19 protein-coding genes are annotated in these 20,186 nt (G+C 69.1%); 16 read left to right on the top strand and 3 right to left on the bottom strand.

The window, feature by feature from the left end:
* Positions 1-127: 127 nt before the first annotated feature.
* Complete coding sequence (locus HYV14_09665) at positions 128-586, bottom strand: hypothetical protein (GenBank protein MBI2386266.1); 459 nt, start codon at positions 584-586, stop codon at positions 128-130.
* Between the two features lie 62 nt (positions 587-648).
* Here HYV14_09665 and HYV14_09670 point away from each other — a divergent pair, with 62 nt between their 5' ends.
* The 10 genes from HYV14_09670 (at position 649) to HYV14_09715 (ending at position 13,998) form a co-directional block, all read left to right on the top strand.
* Entirely contained in the window at positions 649-3,144 is a 2,496-nt protein-coding gene (locus tag HYV14_09670; protein ID MBI2386267.1) for a DUF2339 domain-containing protein, read from the top strand.
* Complete coding sequence (locus HYV14_09675) at positions 3,141-3,962, top strand: M48 family metalloprotease (GenBank protein ID MBI2386268.1); 822 nt, start codon at positions 3,141-3,143, stop codon at positions 3,960-3,962. The genes HYV14_09670 and HYV14_09675 overlap by 4 nt, the downstream gene beginning before the upstream one ends.
* Positions 3,959-7,351, top strand: coding sequence for an MFS transporter (locus HYV14_09680; GenBank protein MBI2386269.1), 3,393 nt, complete (start codon positions 3,959-3,961; stop codon positions 7,349-7,351). Before HYV14_09675 ends, HYV14_09680 begins: the two co-directional genes overlap by 4 nt.
* Positions 7,352-7,361: 10 nt before the next feature.
* The gene (locus HYV14_09685) at positions 7,362-8,864 is read left to right on the top strand and encodes a DUF21 domain-containing protein (GenBank protein ID MBI2386270.1); all 1,503 of its coding nucleotides are present in this window, start codon (positions 7,362-7,364) and stop codon (positions 8,862-8,864) included.
* Between the two features lie 110 nt (positions 8,865-8,974).
* On the top strand, positions 8,975-10,003 hold the full coding sequence (gene hemE, locus HYV14_09690) for a uroporphyrinogen decarboxylase (protein MBI2386271.1): 1,029 nt from the start codon (positions 8,975-8,977) through the stop codon (positions 10,001-10,003).
* The gene (hemG, locus tag HYV14_09695; GenBank protein ID MBI2386272.1) at positions 10,000-11,442 is read left to right on the top strand and encodes a protoporphyrinogen oxidase; all 1,443 of its coding nucleotides are present in this window, start codon (positions 10,000-10,002) and stop codon (positions 11,440-11,442) included. Before hemE ends, hemG begins: the two co-directional genes overlap by 4 nt.
* On the top strand, positions 11,414-12,055 hold the full coding sequence (locus HYV14_09700; GenBank protein MBI2386273.1) for an MgtC/SapB family protein: 642 nt from the start codon (positions 11,414-11,416) through the stop codon (positions 12,053-12,055). Before hemG ends, HYV14_09700 begins: the two co-directional genes overlap by 29 nt.
* The gene (locus tag HYV14_09705) at positions 12,055-13,095 is read left to right on the top strand and encodes a 23S rRNA (adenine(2503)-C(2))-methyltransferase RlmN (GenBank protein ID MBI2386274.1); all 1,041 of its coding nucleotides are present in this window, start codon (positions 12,055-12,057) and stop codon (positions 13,093-13,095) included. The genes HYV14_09700 and HYV14_09705 overlap by 1 nt, the downstream gene beginning before the upstream one ends.
* Complete coding sequence (locus HYV14_09710) at positions 13,092-13,574, top strand: hypothetical protein (GenBank protein MBI2386275.1); 483 nt, start codon at positions 13,092-13,094, stop codon at positions 13,572-13,574. The genes HYV14_09705 and HYV14_09710 overlap by 4 nt, the downstream gene beginning before the upstream one ends.
* A gap of 4 nt (positions 13,575-13,578) precedes the next feature.
* Entirely contained in the window at positions 13,579-13,998 is a 420-nt protein-coding gene (locus tag HYV14_09715; protein ID MBI2386276.1) for an acyl-CoA thioesterase, read from the top strand.
* 10 nt (positions 13,999-14,008) lie between these two features.
* Here the strand turns inward: HYV14_09715 and HYV14_09720 are convergent, their stop codons facing one another.
* Positions 14,009-15,670: a putative transporter gene (locus tag HYV14_09720; protein ID MBI2386277.1), complete on the bottom strand. Its 1,662-nt coding sequence runs from the start codon at positions 15,668-15,670 to the stop codon at positions 14,009-14,011.
* 54 nt (positions 15,671-15,724) lie between these two features.
* On the bottom strand, positions 15,725-16,360 hold the full coding sequence (locus HYV14_09725) for a protein-L-isoaspartate(D-aspartate) O-methyltransferase (protein ID MBI2386278.1): 636 nt from the start codon (positions 16,358-16,360) through the stop codon (positions 15,725-15,727).
* A 380-nt stretch (positions 16,361-16,740) separates the two neighbouring features.
* Between HYV14_09725 and HYV14_09730 the strand changes: the two genes are divergently transcribed.
* Genes HYV14_09730 through HYV14_09755 form a run of 6 tightly spaced genes read left to right on the top strand, consistent with a single transcriptional unit; the run spans position 16,741 to position 20,146 of the window.
* Positions 16,741-17,013 carry a hypothetical protein gene (locus HYV14_09730; protein MBI2386279.1) on the top strand — a complete coding sequence of 91 codons (273 nt, stop codon included), beginning with the start codon at positions 16,741-16,743 and terminating at the stop codon, positions 17,011-17,013.
* Between the two features lie 24 nt (positions 17,014-17,037).
* Positions 17,038-17,583 carry a HEAT repeat domain-containing protein gene (locus HYV14_09735; protein ID MBI2386280.1) on the top strand — a complete coding sequence of 182 codons (546 nt, stop codon included), beginning with the start codon at positions 17,038-17,040 and terminating at the stop codon, positions 17,581-17,583.
* Positions 17,580-18,419: a hypothetical protein gene (locus tag HYV14_09740; GenBank protein MBI2386281.1), complete on the top strand. Its 840-nt coding sequence runs from the start codon at positions 17,580-17,582 to the stop codon at positions 18,417-18,419. The genes HYV14_09735 and HYV14_09740 overlap by 4 nt, the downstream gene beginning before the upstream one ends.
* Positions 18,416-19,009, top strand: a complete 594-nt coding sequence (locus HYV14_09745; protein ID MBI2386282.1) for a MotA/TolQ/ExbB proton channel family protein — start codon at positions 18,416-18,418, stop codon at positions 19,007-19,009. The genes HYV14_09740 and HYV14_09745 overlap by 4 nt, the downstream gene beginning before the upstream one ends.
* Positions 18,993-19,394, top strand: a complete 402-nt coding sequence (locus HYV14_09750; protein ID MBI2386283.1) for a biopolymer transporter ExbD — start codon at positions 18,993-18,995, stop codon at positions 19,392-19,394. Before HYV14_09745 ends, HYV14_09750 begins: the two co-directional genes overlap by 17 nt.
* On the top strand, positions 19,391-20,146 hold the full coding sequence (locus HYV14_09755) for a TonB family protein (GenBank protein MBI2386284.1): 756 nt from the start codon (positions 19,391-19,393) through the stop codon (positions 20,144-20,146). Before HYV14_09750 ends, HYV14_09755 begins: the two co-directional genes overlap by 4 nt.
* The last annotated feature ends 40 nt before the right edge of the window (positions 20,147-20,186 follow it).

A 20,186-nucleotide genomic window follows, 5' to 3' on the forward strand; every position in this document is an offset into this window, starting at 1 on the left:
CGGTTCACGAAGTCTGCGTCATTTTGGAGCGCCCAGTCCAGGTCGGCTGCCGACGCCGTCCCGCGGGACGGAGGGCATCACGAGGCCACTATAACAGGAGTTCGGAAGACGCGCCAGGGGGAGGACGTCAGGGTTTTACGACGAGCGCTTTCATCTGGCGCAGGTAGACGATCATCGCGGCCAGGCTATTATAAGGAACACGGACGCCTTTCTTGGACCAGCCGGTGTAGCCGGCCTCGATCACCCACTCGCGCAGGTCGATGCCCACCGTGCCCTTGTGCAAGGTCACGCGGACGACCAGCTCGACGCCCATCTTCCTGGGCACGCGCACCAGCTCGCGGTCCTCGGCGCCGGCGGGCTCAGCCGGGAGCTTCTCGAGGACGGGGATGGTCTCCTCCAGCACGCGGGCGTTCAAGGTGACCCCGGCCTTGGTGGGGCCGGAGTAGGCGTCGCCGGTCACGAACGTGCGGATCGACCCGTAGCGGTGGCCCTTGAACTCGTCGACGTAGAACTTGAGCTCGCTCGCCTCGCTGAGCGGGATCGCTCCCAGGTCCTTGAGCGGCTTGAATTCCTTGGCTTCGGCCATGGCCCATCCTAGCAAACCCCCGCCTTGACAGGAATCGGCGGCGGGCGTATCCTTGGGCGTTCATGGCGACAAACGAAGATCTCCAGTCCGAGCTGCGCGCGTTGAGCCTCGAGGTCCGTTCCCTTCGGGACGAGGTGGAGAGGCTGAAGTGGGGCAGGCCCGCCGAGGCCCCTTTTCCCAGGATCGAGACCCCGGCGCCGAAGCCCGCCCCCGTCCCGAAGCCCTCGTCCCCGCCCCCTCCGGCCCCGGCCGAGCGGTCCGAGACTTTCGCGGACCTCGTGCGCAAGGCGAAGGGATTGCCGCCGCTCCCCAAGGCGTCCGGGCCGCTGCGCTCCGCGCCCGCGGCGCCGCGCGATTATTCCTCGGCGTTCACCGAGAAGTTCATCGGCGAGAAGATGCTCCAGTACGTCGGCGCGCTGATCCTCGGCCTCGGCGTCGTCTTCTTCCTGATCTGGCGCGCCCAGCACACCAGCCCGCACGAGCGCGCGCTGATGGCCGCCGCCGCGGGCGCCGCCCTCGTCGGCCTCGGCGTGTTCGTCCGCGCGCGGCCCCCGTACCAGAACCTGTCCGGCGCCCTGCTCGGCGGAGGCTGGTCGGTCCTCTATATCACGGCCTACGCCGTCTATCACTTCGAGCCGGTGAAGATCGTCGACTCGCCCCAGGTCGCGCTCGGGCTCCTGCTGGCGGCGGCCGGCGGCATGATCACGCACGCGCTGTCGACGGGCTCGAGGCCCTTCCGGTTGTACGCCGTCGGCCTGACCTATTTCCTGCTGCTGTTCCTTCGGGCGGACATCGCCTCCTTCGACCTGTTCCTGCTGCTGCTGGCCGCTTCCGCGGCCATCGCCGTGGAGTCCGGCGAGGCCGACGTGCTGATCCCGGCGCTGATCGGCTTCCACGCCAACTACGTCCCCGAGTACTTCCGCACCATCGGCCTGCCGCCCGCGGAACACACCGCGGCGAACTTCGCCCAGCCGTTCGGCTGGCTCGCCGGGGGCTACCTGATCGTCGCGTTGATGCCGTTCGTGCCCCGGACGCGCGAGCGCCTCTTCACCGGCGCCCAGAAGAGCATCCTCGACTCGGCGCTGTGCCTGAACGCGGCCCTGTTCGCCCTCGTCGCCGGCTCGATGGGACGGGTGTACTTCGGCCGCGCCAGCCTGCCGCGCGCCGGGGCGTTGAGCGCGCTCTTCCTCCTGCCCGCGATCGGCCATCTGCGCGTGCTGGGGCGCGCCGCGGCGTCGGTGAGCCTGGGCGGCGTGATCCCGCTCGCTCTGATGGCGGCCGCCGTCTTCGAGATGCCGGACCCGATGTGGAAGCTGGTCGCCTGGGTCGGGGTCTCGACGGGCTGGGTGTTCGTCGGCCTGTTCCTGAACCAGCCCGTCTGGCGCGCGGCCGGCCTGTGCATGGCCCTGCTGACCTTCATGTTCTACACCGAGGTCGCGCGCCGCGGCGACGACGCGCGCCGCGCCGCGGCGATGGCGCTGTACGTGTTCTCCGGCCTGTCCTATTTCTTCTCGCGCTTTCACCGCCTGTGGCTCGCCGACCCCGAGGAGTGGGAGAGGCCCGTCACCGAGTACTGGCTGTACATCGGCACGGCGGCGCTCGTGCTCGGCCTGTGGGGCGCGCTCGACGCGGCGCCGTTCCTGTGCTGTCTCGTGGCGCTCGCCATCGCCGGCGAGCACCTGGCGGTGCGCCTCGGACGCGTGCACCTGTGGGTGCAGGCCGCCGTCCTCGAGCTCGGCTTCGGGTTCTACTCCTTCTTCGTCGACTACGGGGCCGGGACGCCGGCGATGGGCGTGTCGCCGCGACTACTCGTCACCGCGGTGGTGATCGGGGCCTACCTGTACCTCCTGTTCGCCGATCCGATGGATGAGGAGCTGTCAAAACGCTGGGAGCCGTTCTCCCGCGCCGACCAGCGCCGCGCGCTGTCCTGGATGCTCCTCGCGGTGGCCTCGTTCGCGGTCTACCGCGAGTTCGACGGGCGCCTGCGCCTGCCGATCTGGGCGTTCACCTCGCTCGGCCTTTTCTGGCTCGGGCGGACCGCGAAGAGCGCGGACTTCCGCGCCCAGGCCCTGCTGCTCGCGGCGGGCGCCGCGCTCGAGGCCGGGGTGTCCTATCTCACCGCGCCGGCGGCCCTGCTGTCGCCCCTCACCGTGCCCCGCGCGCTGCTGTTCTGGTCGTCGATCGGCGCCCTTCTCGGGGGCCTGTCGTTCGCCAAGTCGGCGCAGGCCGAGGAGGACCGCGACGACCAGGCGGCGACGATGTTCGCGCTCCTGGCGCTGGTCCTCGGCGCGGCCTACTTCGCCAAGGAGCTCGACCGCGTCCAGCTGACGATGGCGTGGACGGGGCTGGGCATCGCCTTCCTGGCCGGCGGCATCGGCCTGGGCTGGCGCGAGCTGCGCCTGCCCGGCCTCGGCCTGCTCGGCCTGTGCGTGGCGAAGGCGCTGCTCTCGGACACGGCCAACCTCCCGCTGCCGCACCGCGTGGCGAGCTTCGTCGCCCTCGGCGTCGTGCTGATCTTCGCCTCGACCCTCTACAACAAGGCGGGCTCCGGGGAGTGAAGCGGCTCGCGCCGGCCGCGCTCATCCTCCTCGCCCTCGGCGCCGCGTTCGTCGTCGGCCGCGGCGGCCCCAGCCGGGAGAGCCTTCTCCCCGTGTCCCGCGCCGTCGCCGAGCACGGCAAGGCCCTCGACCGGGGCGCCGCGGTCGTCTTCCCGCTCTCGAGCGGCGAGGAACGGGCCATCGGCGAGAAGATCGACAAGGACCTGCGGCGCGGGACCGAGCCGGCGCCCGGCACGCCCGGGGCCTCGCGCGCGGCGCTGTGGAAGGAGCTCGGCCTCGAGGCGGCCGGCTCGCCGCTGGTGACTCGCTTCCGCGGGCGCTACGAGTTCCGGGCCGTCGATCACGGCGGGATCAACGCCTTCGCCGTCCCCGGCGGCTTCGTCTACGCGACCTTCGACCTTCTCGAGAGACTTCACGCGGACCCCGACGCGCTCCTGTTCGTGCTCGGCCACGAGATCGGCCATATCGAGCTCGCCCATTGCGCCGACCGCTACCGCCTGCGCGCGGGCGAGAAGGACCCCGTGCGCGTGGTGCTCGGCGGCGCGATCTTCCTGCCGCGCATGCTCGCCTCCCTGCATTTCTCGCCGAGCCAGGAGCTCGAGGCCGACGCGTACGCCGTGCGTCTGATGCGCTCGCGCAAGCGCGACCCCGCCGCGGGCCTGCGCCTCTTCGACGCCCTCGGCCTCAAGGCGGAGGAGGACACGAAGCGCGGCCCGGGCGAGGTCGCCGCCGAGGGCCTCTCCGACTACTTCCGCACGCACCCCGGCTCCTGGGAGCGGCGCGCGGCGCTCGAGCGCGAGGCCCGGGAGAGCCGATGAGGCGGGGCGTCTCCTCGAGGGGCTTCCTCGCCTTCCTGGCCGCGCAGGCGACGAGCGCGTTCAACGACAACGCCTTCAAGACCTTCGTCATCCTGCTGACGGTCGCGGCCGATCCCGACGGCGCGCCGGCGCTCATCGCGGCGGCCAGCGCGGCGTTCATCGTCCCGTTCCTCCTGTTCTCGACGCTCGCCGGCGACGCCGCCGACCGCTGGCCGAAGGCCCGCCTCGTCGCCCTGTTCAAGGCGCTGGAGGTGGCACTCCTCCTGCTCGCCGTGCCGGCTCTCGCGGCGCGCAGCGTGCCGGCCCTGCTGGTCCTCGTCTTCCTGATGGGCGTCCACTCCGCGTTCTTCGGCCCGGTCAAGTTCGCGATCCTCCCCGAGCTCGTCGAGGACGGCGAGCTGTCCAACGCGAACGGCCTCGTGCAGATGACGAGCTTCGGCGCGATCATCTTAGGCACCACCGCCGCCGCCGAGCTCGTCATGCGCCTGCGCGACCGCCCTGGGCTGGCGGCGGCCCTGCTCGCCGCCGTCGCCCTCGCGGGCTTCCTTGGGTCCCTGCTGATCCCCGCCTCGGCCCCGGCGCGCCCGGGGGCGGCGCTGTCGCTCGACCCGTTCTCGAGCACGGCCGCCAACCTCCGGCACCTCGCCTCTTTGCCGAACGTGAACCTCGCCATCTACGCGGCCGCCTTCTTCTGGTTCGTCGGAGCGCTGTTCCAGCTGAACCTGCTCGTCTACGGCACGCGCCTCATGGGCCTGAGCGAGGCGGCCTGCGGGCGCTTCCAGGTGATGCTGGCCCTCGGCATCGGCGCGGGCTCCTTCATCGCCGGGCGGCTGTCGCGCGGCCGCGTCGAGCTCGGCCTCGTCCCGGCGGGCGCGCTCGGCCTCGTGCTGTTCGGGGCGGACCTGGGCTTCGCCTATCATTCGCCGAACCGCGTGATCTTCGACCTGCTCATGGCGGGGCTGTCCGCCGGCTTCTACGCGGTGCCGCTTCAGGCCTTCATCCAGCAGCGCAGCCCCGCCGACGAGCGCGGCCGCGTCGTGGCGACGGGCAACTTCCTCTGCTTCGCCGCGATCCTCGTCGCCTCGGCCGCGCTGTGGGCCCTCGACGCCAAGTTCCGCCTCGACCCGGCCCAGGTCTTCCTCGTCGCCGCCGCGATGTCGGCGGTGATCGCCTACGAGCTGCTCAAGCGCCTGCCGGATTTCTTCCTGCGGCTTCTCTTCCTGCCGCTGACGCGGTGCATCTACAGCATACGAACGGTCGGCCAAGACAACGTGCCCATCGACGGCCCGGTCCTCCTCGTCGCCAACCACGTGTCGTTCATCGACGCCATCCTCATCGCGATGGCCAACCAGCGCCTCGTGCGCTTCCTCATGCTGCGAGCCTTCTACGACCTGCCCGTCGCCGGCTGGTTCTTCAAGGCGATGGGCTGCATCCCCGTCTCGAGCGGCGACGGCCCGAAGGCCCTCGTGGCCTCGTTCAAGCGCGCGCGGGAGTACATGATGTCGGGCGAAGCGGTGTGCATATTCGCCGAAGGGGAGATCAGTCGGCACGGCCAGATGCAGCGCTTCAAGCGCGGCTTCGAGAGCATGGTGCACGGCGTCGAGGTCCCGATCGTGCCGGTGCATTTGGATCAAGTATGGGGAAGCATCTTCAGTTTTTCCGGCGGGAAAATCGTGTTCAAGTGGCCGCGGAGAATTCCGTATCGGGTTACAGTGAGTTTCGGGAAGCCGATGTCGGCGTCATCGTCGGCATTCGAAGTGAGGCAGGCCATTCTCGCCTTAGGGGCCGAGGCCTTCACCCATCGCCTTCAAGACAGTCCGCCTTTGCCATTGGCGTTCTCGCGCCAGGCAAAGGCTAAGCCGTTTGCATTGAGCATGGCCGATTCGTCCGGCACCCGTTTGAACGCCATTCAAGCGTTGACGGGCGCCTATCTCATCGGCAGATCGATATCCGTCAACGTCGCCGAAGGCGACGAAAACATCGGCGTGTACCTCCCGCCGTCGGCCAGCGCCGCGCTCGTCAACGCGGGCCTTCTTCTGCACGGCAAGGTCGCCATAAATTTGAACTACACGGCCAGTAAAGAGGTCGTGGATGCTTGCGTCAACAAAGCCGGCATTCGAACCATCGTCTCCTCGCGCAAGTTCTCGGAAAAGACGGGCTGGGAACCCGACGGCAAGAAGATATATGTCGAGGATCTCATGCCGTCCCTGTCCGCGTTCACCAAAGCCGTTCACGCCCTTATTTTCCTCCTCATCCCGTCGTTCCTGCTTGAACGCTCGTTCTTCGCCAAGGCCCGCGGTTCCTTGGACCGTCTCGCCACCGTCATGTTCACCAGCGGCTCGACCGGGACCCCCAAAGGCGTGATGCTCACGCATGCCAATATCCTCGCGAACCTCGAGGCCGTCGCCCAGGTGATCCAATTCGGCCCGGACGACCGCATGTTGGGCGTCCTCCCGTTCTTCCACTCCTTCGGCTTCACCGTGACCCTCTGGATGCCCCTGCGCCTCGGCATGGGGACCGTCTACCACTACAATCCGCTCGACGCCCGCCGCATCGGCGAGCTCGCCTCCGATTTCAAAGTCACCTGCCTCCTCGGCACCCCGACCTTCCTCCTCGCTTGGATGCGGCGCGTCGAGCCCGAGAAGTTCAAGACCTTGCGCCGCGTCGTCGTCGGCGCCGAGAAGCTGCGCGCGGAGGTCGCCAAGGCCTTCGAGGAGAAATACGGGCTCACCCCGCTCGAGGGCTACGGCGCGACCGAGCTCTCGCCCGTGGCCTCGGCGAACATCCCCGACATCGCCTGGCCCGGCATCCATCAGACCGGGACCAAGCTCGGCACCGTGGGCCAGCCGCTTCCCGGCGTGTTCATGAAGGTCGTCGACCCCGACACCGGCAAGGAGCTCGGTGCGGACCAGCCCGGGCTGCTGCTCGTGAAGGGGCCGAACGTGATGAAGGGCTACCTCGGCGACGAGGCGAAGACGAGCGAGGCCGTCAAGGACGGCTACTACGTCACCGGCGACATCGCCCGCATCGACGAAGACGGCTTCGTGACCCTGACCGACCGGCTCTCGCGCTTCTCCAAGGTGGCCGGGGAGATGGTGCCGCACGTCAAGGTCGAGGAGAGCCTGCACGAGGCGCACGGCGTCCTCGACATGACCTTCGTCGTGGCCGGCGTCCCCGACGACAAGCGCGGCGAGCGTCTCGTCGTCCTTTATAAAGCCGAGCTCGACGTCGAGGCCGTCCTGAAAAAACTCGCCGACGTCGGCCTGCCCAAGCTCTGGCTGCCCGACAAGGGCAACTTCCATAAGGTCGAGCAGTTCCCGCTCCTCGGCTCGGGCAAGCTCGACATGCAGGCCCTCAAGGCCGAAGCTCGGCGCCGAGAAGGGCTATAATCCCCGCACGATGCTGATGCTCCTGGTCGCCGCCCTGATCGCCGCGAACGCCCTGTTCGTGCTGATGGAGTTCGCGCTGGTGCGGGTGCGCCCGGCGCGCGTCGAGGTGCTCGCGCGCAAGGGCGGGCGCCGCGCGCTCGCGGTGCAGGCCGCGCTGAACCGCCTCGACGACTACCTCGCCGCCTGCCAGGTCGGCATCACGATCCTCTCGCTCACCTTGGGCTGGGTCGGCGAGCCGGCGATCGCGCGCGCGGTCGAGGGGGCTCTGGGCGGCCTGACCCTGATCCTGCCGCCGATGGTCTTCCACGGCGCGGTCTTCGCGGTGTCCCTCGCCATCCTGTCCTGGCTGCACATCGTTCTGGGCGAGCTCATCCCGCGGACCATCGGCATCCAGTTCGCCGAGACCGTGGTCCTGTGGGGCATACTGCCCCTGACGGGCTTCAAGGCCTTTCTGCGCTGGCCAGTGCGCTTCCTGTCGGCGTCCTCGCGCGGCATCCTGCACGTGTTCCGGGTCAAGCCGGCGTCAGAGGCCGACCATTCCGTCACCGTCGACGAGATGCGCGTGCTGCTCGGCGAGACGCAGGAGCGCGGCGCGATGCCTCTCGAGCGGCTGCTGCTGCTCGAGAACCTCTTCGACTTCGGCTCGTCCAAGGTCTCCGACGCGATGCGCCCGCGCGAGCGCATCGCCTACCTGTCGCTGGCCCGGACCTGGGCCGAGAACCTGGCGGTCATCCGCGACAAGCGCTACTCGCGCTACCCGTTGTGCGAGACCGGCCTCGACTCGGCGATCGGCTTCGTGCACATCAAGGACCTCCTCCTGACCGAGACCGGCGCGGAGCCCGACCTCAAGGCGCTGCGCCGCGACCTGTACGAGGTGTCCGACGGGGAGCTCCTGGAAAAGCTGCTCAAGACCATGCCCGACAAGGGCGTGCACCTCGCCGTCGCCCGCGACGGCCTCAACCGCATCATGGGCCTGCTCACGCTCGAGGACATCCTGGAGGAGCTCGTCGGCGAGGTCCGCGACGAGTTCGAGAAGACGACGGGCTGGATGGCGGGGGAGTTCTTCTCGCGCGCGGCCGTGGACGCGAACCTGCCCACGACGGAGCGCCGGGAGACGATCCGCCACCTGATGGACAAGATGAAGGCCGCCAACCCCGAGCTCGACGCCGAGGCGGCCTTCGCCGCGGTGTGGGACCGCGAGCTCAAGTTCGCCAGCGCCGTCGGCCGCGGCGTCCTCGTGCCGCACGCCCGGCTGCCCGGCTTGACGACGCCGTTGATCGCGGTGGGCCGCTTCGCCAAGGCCCCGGCCCTTCCCACCCCCGACGGCGCCCCGCTGCGCCTCGTGTTCCTCATCCTGACCCCGCTCGAGACGCCCACGCTGCAGCTCAAAGTCCTTCAGCGCATCGCGTCCTTGATCACCAACGAGACCTTGCGGCGCAAGATCCTCCGGGCGAAGTCCGACGAGTCCCTGCTCAACCTCCTGCGCACCGCCGACACCCTCCTCGCCACTTGAGTGGTGCCAGGCCTCCCATTATCCCATTACTCTCCAAGCAGTACGGAGGAGTAATGGGATAATGGGAGGCCTGGCACCAAGCGCCCCCGTCTAAGATGTATTATGTAGGCATGATAAGCGAAAAACTGCGATTTTTGCGGGCTTGCCGCTCCCAGGCCGTCGACGCGACCCCGGTCTGGTTCATGCGTCAAGCGGGACGCTACATGGCCGAGTACCGGGAGTTGCGCAAGACGCACTCGATACTCGCTCTGGCCAAGACGCCGGAGCTCGCCTGCAAGGTGACGCTTCAGCCCGTGCGCGCTTTGCCCATCGACGCCGCCATCCTTTTCGCCGACATCCTTCTGATCCTGGAGCCCATGGGGTTGAAGCTGCGCTTCGCTCCCGGACCGACGATCTCCAATCCCGTGCGCACCGAGGCCGACATCAAGCGCCTGAAGGTCAAGGACGCCGCGGCCGAGCTCGACTGCGTTTTCTCGGCGGTCAAGCTGATCCGCCGCGAGACCGAGGGCAAGGTGGCGTTGATCGGCTTCGCCGGCGCGCCGTTCACCGTCGCCAGCTACATGATCGAGGGCGGCCACTCCGACCACTACAAGCTCACCAAGGCGATGATGACCGACCGGCCGGACCTGTGGGACGCGCTGATGCGCAAGGTCCGGACCGTCACCGTCGAGTATCTCGAGGCCCAAATCAAGGCCGGCGCCCAGGCCGTGCAGCTCTTCGACTCCTGGATCGGCGTGCTGTCGCCCGACCAGTACCGCCGCCACGTGCGGCCGCACTCGAAGTGGATCCTCGACCGCCTGGAGAAGTCCGGCGTGCCGGTCATCTCCTTCGGCACCGACACCAACGGCTTCCTCGAGGACTTCGCCTCGGCCGGCGGCTCGGTGATCGGCGTGGACTGGCGCATCGACATGGACGTCGCGCGCCGCCGCGTCGGCAAGAAGGCCGTGCAGGGCAACCTCGACCCGATCCTGCTGTTCTCCGGCAAAAAGGCCCTGCGGGCCGCGGTCAAGGACATCATCGACCGCAACGGCGGACGCAAAGGGCACATCTTCAACCTGGGCCACGGCATCCTGCCGACGACGCCGGTCGACACCGTCAAGATGGTCGCGGACTGGGTCCACGAGTTCAGCCGGACATGAGACCCGGAAGACCGGCGCCGACGAAGCGCGTCGTCGTCCTCGGCGGCGGCATCGCCGGCCTTGTCGCGGCCTACGAGCTCTCGAAGAAGGGCCCGTCGGTCGAGGTCACCTTGCTCGAGGCCTCGCCGGTCCTCGGCGGCAAGATCCGCACGGAGACGATCGACGGCCAGATCTTCGAGATCGGGCCGGACAGCTTCCTCACCACCAAGCCGGAGATGCTCGAGCTCGTGCGCGAGCTCGGCCTGGAGGGCGAGCTGACCGGCACCGGGCCCGACGCCGGCTTCGACATCCTCGTCGGCGGCCGCTTCGTCCCGATGCCCGCGGGCATGAACCTCATCGCGCCGACGCGGCTGCTCCCGTTCGCGTTCAGCTCCCTGTTCACTCCGGCCGCGAAGCTGCACATGGCCCTCGAGCCGCTGCGGCCCGCGCGCAAGGACGGGGCCGACGAGTCGCTCGCCGACTTCACGCGCCGCCGCCTCGGCCCGGAGGCCCTCGAGCGCCTCGTCGGCCCGATGCTCGCCGGCATCTACGCCGGCGACCCCGAGCGCATGAGCGTCAGGAGCACGTTCCCGCAGCTGCTCGACATGGAGAAGAAGGGCGGGCTCGTGAAATCGATGTGGCTCGGGTGGCTCGGCACGAAGCGGGCCCCGCGCAAGGACGGGCTCACGACGTTCGTGACGCTTAAGGGCGGCCTGTCGAAGGTCGTCGAGGCGCTGAAGAGCCGCCTGCCCCCGGGCAGCGTCCGCGTCGACTGTCCGGCGCAGGCCGTGCGCCGCAGGGACGGGCATTGGGAGGTCGTCACGCCCAACGCCGTGTTCGAGGCCGACGCGGTGATCTCCGCCCTGCCCGCCTCCGCGCTCGCCGACGTCATCGAGGGCCTCGACCCCGAGCTGTCGATGCGCCTGCGCGAGATCCCGTTCTCGTCCACCGCGACCTCGGTGCTGATCTACGACGACAAGGACGTGCCGGTCCGGCCCAAGGGCTTCGGCTTCCTCGCCCCCAAGGGCGAAGGGCTGATCGTGACGGCGGGCACGTATTCCTCGGCGAAATTCCCCGGCCGCGCGGTCCCGGGCAGGACCACGGTCCGCGCCTTCATCGGCGGGGCCGGGCGGGAGGGCGACGCCGAGAGCGCGATCACCCGGCTCGAGTCGCGCGTGCGCGCCGATATCGACAAGGTCCTCGGCCTGAAGGGCGCCGCGCCGCTGGCGCAGAAGACGACGCGCTGGATCAAGGCCAATCCGCAGTACGAGGTCGGCCACGCGCGCCGCCTCGACCGCATCAGCTCCTGCCTGAGGAGCCACCAGGGGCTGATCCTCGCCGGGGCCTCGTTCAACGGCGTGGGTCTGCCCGACGGCGTGAAGTCGGGACGCCGCGCGGCCGAACTCGTTCTCGCCGGTTCACGGAGGAGTCATGACGCCGCTCGACCAGGACTTGCTTAGTCTTTTCATCGCGCTGGCGCTCGGCGCCTTCATCGGCCTCGAGCGCGAGCTCAGCGACAAGGCCGCCGGCCTGCGCACCAACATCCTGATCTGCGTGGGCTCGTGCCTGTTCGCGATCCTCTCGCGCCATCTCGCGTTCACCGCGGGGAGCGACACGACGCGCATCGCCGCGCAGATCGTCTCCGGCATCGGCTTCCTCGGCGCGGGCGCGATCATGCGCGACGGCGAGCAGGTCACGGGCCTGACCACGGCGGCGACGATCTGGGTCGTCGCCGCGATCGGCGTCACCGTCGGCTACGGCTTCTACTCCCTGGCGGCGGCGACCGCCGTGATGACCTTGATCGTGCAGGGCGTGTTCCCGCATCTCGACACCCTGATCGACGAGCTGCGCCAGCGCCACACCTTCAAGATCACCTCGAACCTCGACGACGAGGGCCTCGAGCAGATCAAGACCATATTCCGGAACTCCGACGTGAAGGTCCTGCGCCGCAAGCTGATGAAGCGGGCGAACCTGTACTACAGCGAGTGGTACGTCGCCGGCCCGCGTCTCGAGCAGAAGAACGTCGTGCGCCTGCTCCTCGACAACAAGCACGTCCGGGAGCTCACCTACTGATGGACGCGGCCAAGGTCCACGCGGCCCTGACGGACCTCGGCCTGCCCAAGTTCCGTTGGGAGCAGGTGCGGCAGGCCGTCTTCGGCCGGGCCGTCTCCTCCTACGAGGAGATCTCGGTGCTGCCCGCGCAGGCGCGCAAGGACCTCGCCGAGAAGGCCCCGCTGATGAGCGTGCGCGAGCGCCGCGTCGACGTCTCCGGCGACGGCCGCGCGCACAAGGCCCTGCTCGACCTCGCGGACGGCAGCGTCGTCGAGACCGTTCTGCTGCGGCCGAGCGAGACGCGCTGGACCACCTGCATCTCCTCCCAGGTCGGCTGCGCGGTGGCCTGCACCTTCTGCGCGACGGGGCTCATGGGGCTCAAGCGGAGCCTCACGCCGGAGGAGATCACCGACCAGGTCCTGTTCTGGCGCCAGTACATGGCCAAAAAGAACCTTCCCGGACGGCTCGACAACGTCGTCTACATGGGCATGGGCGAGCCTTTCGCCTGCTACGAGCAGGTCTCGGCGAGCCTGAAGGCGCTGCTCGACCAGAGGCAGTTCGGCATCGGCGCGCGCCACATCTCCGTCTCCACCTCCGGCGTCGCGCCCAAGATCGCTCTGTTCGGCCGCGATTTCCCGCAGGTCAACCTCGCGATCTCCCTGCACGCCGCGACCGACGAGCTGCGCACGCGCCTGGTGCCGATGAACAAGGCCTTCGACCTGGCCGCGCTCGCCGCGGCGCTCAAGGAGTACATCGGCTCGACGAACCGCAAGATCTTTTTCGAGTACGTGCTGCTCAAGGGCGAGAACGACCGCCCCCAGGACGCCGACGCCCTGGTGAAGTGGCTCGACGGCGTCGGCCCCAAGGAGCTGCTCCACGTCAATCTGATCGTGTTCAACCAGACCGACACGGCGCACAAGCCGACCGACGAGAGCGACGCGCGCGAGTTCCAGGCGCGCCTGCTCGCGGGCGGCTACAAGTCCACGGTCCGTCAGAACCTCGGGCGCGACATCGACGGCGCCTGCGGACAGCTGGTGGTATTGGAGAAGAAGGCCAAATGAGCGACGACTATCGAAAAGATCAGCCCCCGCGCGATATCCGCGATCGCCCGTCCCGCGCGCGCTACGACAAGATCAAGTCGACCCTCGACCTCAAGTGGCGGCGCCGCGCCCTGCAGAGCGAGCGCATGACGCGCGAGCTCGCCGACGCGCTGTGGGACGCCTTCGAGAACCCGTGGACGTGGTGCGGCTTCTGGCTGCTCCAGCCCGACGGCAAGGCCTTCCAGCCCGGCCCCGCCCGCCCCGAGCCCGCGCCCGCGGCGGTTCCCGCCGAGGGCGCCATCGCCGAGGCCCTGCGCTCCGGCGACGCCAAGCCCGGCTCGACGACGATCTTCGTGCCGGTCTTCGACAAGAACATGCGCGTGTGGGCCGTGTTCGAGGCGCGCTCCTCCGCCGCGTTCGACGACATGGACGCGCGCTGGATCGAGCGCCTTTTCAAGCCCTTCCAGACGATCGAGAAGCTGCCGCCGCAGGCGCCCTGACCGGATGGACCGTCTTCCCGGCGCGGAGCACGAGTACCCGTTCCAGATCCTGGAGCGGCACCTCGACGGCTTCGGCCACGTCAACAACGCGGCCTACCTCGAGATCTTCGAGGAGGCGAGGTGGGACCTGATCACGCGCGGCGGCTTCGGGCTCGAGCAGGTCCGCGAGCGCATGATCGGGCCGGTCGTGCTCGCCGTCGACATGCGCTTCCACCGCGAGGCGGTCAACCGCGAGAGGGTCGTCATCAAGACGCGCTGCGTCGAGTACCGCGGCAAGGTCGGGCGCCTCGAGCAGGTGATGGAGCGCGCCGACGGCCTGCCGTCGTGCACCGCCGTGTTCACGTTCGGGCTCTTCGACCTGCGCACGCGCCGCCTGCTGCGGCCGACGCCGGAGTGGCTGAAGGCCGTCGGCATCGCGCCTTAAGCGTCGCGGCTCAAGAGAAGAAGAGGACGAGGAGCTGGGCGCTGAGTATGCGCAGGATCATCACCGTCGGGTACACCGCCGCGTAGGCGATGGACGGGGCGTTGGAGGCCGCGATGGAGTTCGCGAATCCCAGCGCCGGCGGGTCGGTCATGCTCCCGGCGAGAAGCCCGCAGAGGCTCATGTAGTCCAGGCCCAGCAGGCGGCGGCCGGCCCAGCCCACGATGAGGAGCGGGACCAAGGTGATGGCGGCCCCGAGGAGCATCCAGGAGAACCCGGGCCCCTGGACCAGGACCTTCACGAAGCTGTCTCCGGCGTGCAGGCCCACGCAGGCGAGGAACAGGACGATGCCCATCTCGCGCAGGACCAGGTTGGAGCTGCGGGGCAGGTGCCAGGTGACCGCTCCGACGTTGCCGAGGCGGCTGAGCAGGATGGCGACGACCAGCGGCCCGCCGGCCGACCCCAGGCGTATCGGCGTGGGCAGGCCGGGGATGGGGATGGGCCAGTGTCCCAGCAGCACGCCCAGCGCGATGCCCACGAAGACGGGCAGGATCTGCGGGTGGCCGATCTTCTCCAGCGAGTTGCCCAGGAAGCGCTCGACCGAGGCCACGTCGTCGGGCTCGCCCACCACCAGGAGCTGGTCGCCGTATTGGAGCTCCAGGTCGGGGCTCGGCACGAACGCGACGTCGGGCCGCTGCAGGCGGGCCACGGCCACGCCGTGGAGCATCTGGACCTCGCCGACGCTGCGTCCGAGGGCGTCGCGGCGGGTGACCACCAGCTTGCGGCTGAGCAGGTTCGTGGAGATCGCCTTGAGGTCCTTCTCCGACTCCGGGCCGATGAGGACGCGCAGGCCCTCCAGGGCCGCGGCGCGCCCGACGACGCGGACCGCGTCCCCGGTGCGCAGGACCATGTCGGGGACGGCGACGGCGACTTTCCCATCGTGGAGCACGCGCGTGATGACGGCCTTGACCGACTGGAGGTGGGGGATGTCCTTGATCGCCAGGCCGTCGAGGTTGGGGTTCTGGACCTCCAGGTTCATCGCCACCGGCGCGTCGGCGTCCTTGTGCTGCGTCTCGAGGAAGGCCCGGGCCTCGGCCGCGGGATCGACGCGGAAGACGCGCTTGATGATCAGCATGGCGACGATGATGCCGATGATCCCGAAGGGATAGGCGACCGCGTAGCCTAGGCCGGGGAGCTTGGTGCTCTCGGGCGAGAGTCCGCTCATCGAGCCCATGGCCTGCTGCGCCGCGGCCAGCGCGGGCGTGTTGGTCGTGGCGCCGGAGAAGAGGCCCACGGCCAGGGGCATCTCCACGTCCTTGACGAGGATCGCCGCGACGGTCAGCCCCACGCCGAGCAGGACCACGGCCGCGGCCAGCAGGTTGAGCTTGAGCCCCTGGCGCTTGAGCGAGGCGGCGAAGCCCGGGCCGACCTCCAGGCCGACGGAGTACACGAACAGGATGAGTCCGAAATCCCGCACGAAGAGCATGACCTGGGGGTCGAGCGCGGCGCCTATATGCGCGGTGGCGATGCCCGCGAAGAGCACGCCGGCGATGCCGAGGCGCACGCCCTTGAGGCTCAGGTTGCCCAAGGTCAGCCCCGAGGCGATGACCAGGCACAGGACCAGGAAGTCCCGGGCGACCGACTCCAAGCTCAGGAAAGAGAAGAGGGAGGTCATCACGTCCTCATGCTACGAAACAACGGCGGATCGGCCTATGACCTAACTCAAGTCTCATGGCCGGCCGCCGCGGCCCCTCATCGGGACGAAACGCACGTCCATGCGCTTCTCGCGCTCCATCCCTTTCGCGGTCTTGCGCACGACGATGAGCTCCTGCGCGGAGAATGAGCCGCGGACCTCGGGCCCGACCGGGATGATCATCCGTCCTCCCGTCTTGAGCTGGGCGACCAAAGGCGGGGGGATGTGGTCGGGGGCGCAGGTCACGATGATCGCGTCGAAGGGCGCCTTCTCGGGCCAGCCCGCGTAGCCGTCGCCGATCCGGACCGTGACGTTCGCGTAGCCGAGCCTCCTCAAGGTCCGTTCGGCCCGACGGCCGAGGGAGGGGACGATCTCGACGGTGTAGACCTCCTTGGCCAGCTTGGCGAGGATGGCCGCCTGATAGCCCGATCCGGTCCCCACCTCGAAGACCTTGTCGGAGGGCCGCAGCTCGAGGGCCTCGGTCATGAGGCCGACGATCAGCGGCTGGGAGATGGTCTGCCCCTCCCCGATGGGGAGAGGGCCGTCGTCGTAGGCCCGGCGGACGAGGCTCTCGGGGACGAACTCGTGGCGAGGGACCTCGCGCATGGCCTCGAGGACTTTGCGGTCGCCGACCCGGTGATCGGGGGAGTAGGAGGCGACGAGGTCCACCATCTCCCGCCGGGCCCTCGCCGCCCATTCCTCGAAGGCCTCGGGCGCGCCCGCCTGGACGGCGCCCGCCAAGAGGAGGGCGGCCAGGCCGGAGAGGATCGTTCTCATGGGCGCAGTGTAGAAAGGATCCCCGTTCCGGGGCCATCGGGGCCTTGTCTCGGTTTTATCGCCTCGGGCGCCGATGAAAATGGCCCGCCCGGGACCATATAGGTCCCGGGCGGGCGCTCCTGGTGGGGTCGACGCGAACTGGTGTCGTTCGAGTAAGACGTTCTGTCGCGTCTAAAAGTATTCTAACAGGTCGCCGTTTCGAATTTATTTCGGCCTCATTAAATTCACGCGCCGGACCGTGGAAGATTCGGGAAGGATAAGCCATACTTATGGGGATGAGACCGGCGCTCAAGCTGAGCCTGCTTCCGGCCCTCGCGCTCCTGTCGAGCTGCGGCGAGGTCACGGTGCGCACCGACATCCCGTCGGCCTACGGCGCGCCGGCGCCCGGCACCTCGCCGTTGGCGCCCGGCGAGACCCGCCTCGACCCCGCGATCTCCAACGCCCTGATCAGGCTCGCCGAGGACCGCCGCGGCCTCAAACGCGACCTCACCAAGGTCGAGGGCACGCCGATCGCCGACATCCTGACCGGCGGCTCGCCGATCGGCTAGAGCCTCAGGAACCGCTTCCTCAACGTGGGCATCCCGCTCGGCGACGCCTTCTCGCACAGCACGGATCCCGCCTTCAGGGCTCAGCTGCTCGAGCTGTCCCGTTGGGACCGCGACGGCGAGTCGCGCGCCGCGGCGCTGATCGCGCTGGCGCGCACGCACGACCTCAAGTACCTCCAGGTGTTCAACGAGGCGCTGATCCATCTCGACCCCGCGGTGCGCTTCGGCGCCCTCGAGGCGCTCGTCGTCTTCGAGCACCCGCGCGAGGCGATGCCGCTGCTGGCCGCCGCCTCCGAGCGGGACACCGAGCCCCTGCTGCGAGTCTACGCCGCCGCGGGCCTGGCCCGCATGGGCGACGTCGCGGGCCTGCACCGCGTGCGCTCCTTCCTCGACAACCCCTCCTGGGTGGTCAAGGCGCTGGCCGCGAAGTACCTCGGCGAACTCGGCACGGCCGAGGACTACGACCTCCTGCTCCGCCGCGTCGACGGCGAGGTCGGCAACGACTTCGTCGTCGCCGAGTTCTGCGTCTCGGCGCTGAAGCTCTGGCCGAAGAAGAAGGCGGCCGCCAAATGAAGACGATCCTGGCCGCCGTCCTGCTCCTGGCGCCGCTGCTCGCCGGCGCGGCCGAGCCGCTGCCCGTGAACCTGGGCGCCGACGCGGGCATGCTGTTCTCGCTCGAGCCGCTGACGATCACCGCCCCGCGCGTCAAGCAGGAGGACCTGATCGACCCGCGCATCAACGCGCACCTGATCCGCCTCCTGCAGCAGCGCATGGACGCGCGGCCCGACACCCTCGCCTCGAGCGACGCGTCGCTGTTCAACCTCGCGCGCCTGTCCACTTTGACCGGCTACTCGCTGAAGACGCGCTACACCGAGCTCGGCTTCCTGCTCACCGAGGGCCTCGCGGGCACGAAGGACTATCAGCTCCAGCGCGAGCTCGAGAACGCGGCGCGCTTGGCCAAGAACGTGCAGACGCGCGCCGCCGCGCTCGTCGCGCTGTCCTACGCCAAGGACATGCGCCACCTGAGCCTCTTTCAGGGCGCGCTCAACGACCCCAGCGTCACCGTGCGCTTCGCCGCTCTCGAGTCCCTGCTGACCCTCGGCGACGCCTCGATCCAGCTCCAGCTCGGCGGCGCGGCGCGCAACGACCAGTCGGTCGCCGTCCAGGTCTACGCCGCGGCCGGGATGTGGCGCAAGGGCGACAACTTCGGCAAGGAGATACTATTGCGCTTCCTCGACCATCAGGACTGGTTCGCCCGCGCGATGGCGGCCTACTACCTCGGCGAGATGGGCGGCGGCTACGAGTACCGCCGCATGGCCCAGTACCTCGAGCGCGAGACCGATCCCTCGACGAAGGCGGAGCTGGCGACCGCCCTCATGAAACTCCATCCGAAAAAGGACGAGAATTGAACAACAGCCCCTTGATGGCGTTGGCGCTCACCGGCGGCGGCTGGGTCATCTGGGCCCTGATCATAAGTTCCATCGGCGGCGTCGCCGTGGCCTACGACCGCTGGAACCTGCTCAAGGAGGAATCGAAGGCGCTCTCGGCCCTGCGTCCCGTGTTCCTCGCCGCGCTCGCCGCGGGCGACCACGACGCGGCCGACAAGGCCGTCAAGGCCAACCCCGGCGCCGCGTCGCGCGTGCTCTCCGAGCCGGAGAACCTCCAGGCCGCCCTGTCCGACGAGAGGCGCCACCTCGAGGGCCGCCTGCTCTGGCTCGGCACGCTCGGCAACAACGCGCCGTTCGTCGGCTTGTTCGGCACCGTGCTCGGCGTCATCAAGGCCTTCCACGACCTGGCCGAGTCCGGCGCGGGACCGGAGGTCGTCATGGCCGGCCTCTCCGAGGCGCTGGTTGCCACCGCCGTCGGCCTGCTCGTCGCGATCCCGTCCGTGCTCGCCTTCAATTTCCTGCAGAAGAAGATGCGCGACCTGCTCTTGGAAACGGAGGCGCTCGGCCTGCGCTACGCCGCCGTGCGGACCCACCATGCACGCCACCGATGACGCCGACAGCCCCATAACCGGGATCAACATCACCCCGCTCGTCGACGTCGTCCTCGTCGTCCTCATCATCTTCATGGCCACCGCCCCCATGATCGCCCGCCGCGCGATCAAGGTCGACGTCCCCAAGGTCTCCAAGTCGGACAAGACCGCGACGGAAGCCATCGCGGTCGCGTTGAACGACAAACGAGAACTGACCGTGACTGGAAAGCCCACAACGCTTGATGATTTGAAGAAGATGCTGTCGGCCGCGACCGCGCTCAAGCCCGATCAGGCCGTCACCCTCTCCGCCGACAAGACGCTTCCCTACGGCGAGATCGCGGAGCTCCTCGACGCGGTGCGCTCCGCCGGCGTCAAGAAGGTCGGCCTGGAGGTCCAGCGCAAGTGACGACGGCCCAGAAGAAGCGGGCGCCTTCTCCGCCGCCGTTCCAGCGGTCGGTGGCGATGTCCGCGGGCATGCACGTCCTCTTCTTCGCCGCGCTGTGGCTGCTGCCGCGCCTGAGCTTCGACTCGCCGCCCCCGTTCGAGGTCGAGATCACGAGCCCCTTCCTCGGCGACGGCCCCGCGAAACTCGGCGCGCCCAAGGCCTTCGTGCCCGGCGTGCCCGCCAAGATCAACGTGACGCCCGACGTCCCCGTCCCGCCCAACCCCATCGAGAAGGCTCCCGAGCCTCCCAAGGATTGGACCTTGCCCGGCCCCAGCACCAAGGTCGTCGAGACTCCGGAGCCGGTCGCCCCGACGCCCGGCGGCGAGGTCGGCGGCACCGGCACGGCGGCCAAGACCGGCGGCTCGGGGGAAGGCTCCGACGACGGCGTTCCCGGCGGCACCGGCCACGGCGGCACCCCCCTCAAGGAACTGCCGCGCCTGCTCAACCGCGACGAGGTGCTGGCCGGCCTCAAGCGCCTATATCCGGAGAGCGAGCGTCAGGCCGGCCGAGAGGGCGCCGTCGTCATCATGATCCACCTCGGGACCGACGGCCTGGTCTCCTCCTCCGACATCACCCGCGCCGCCGGCCCCGCCTTCGACGCCGCCGCCCGCAAGGTCGGCGCCCTCATGCGCTTCTCTCCCGCCATCGGCCTGAATGGCAAACCGGTGCCCGTGCGCATGCCCCAGGAAGTCCGCTTCAGGCTGACGGACTAAGAATTTCGGTGATTTTGGTGCCTGACTCGCAAATTCGTCG

Source organism: Elusimicrobiota bacterium, assembly GCA_016182905.1.
Lineage (GTDB): Bacteria > Elusimicrobiota > Elusimicrobia > UBA1565 > UBA9628 > GWA2-66-18.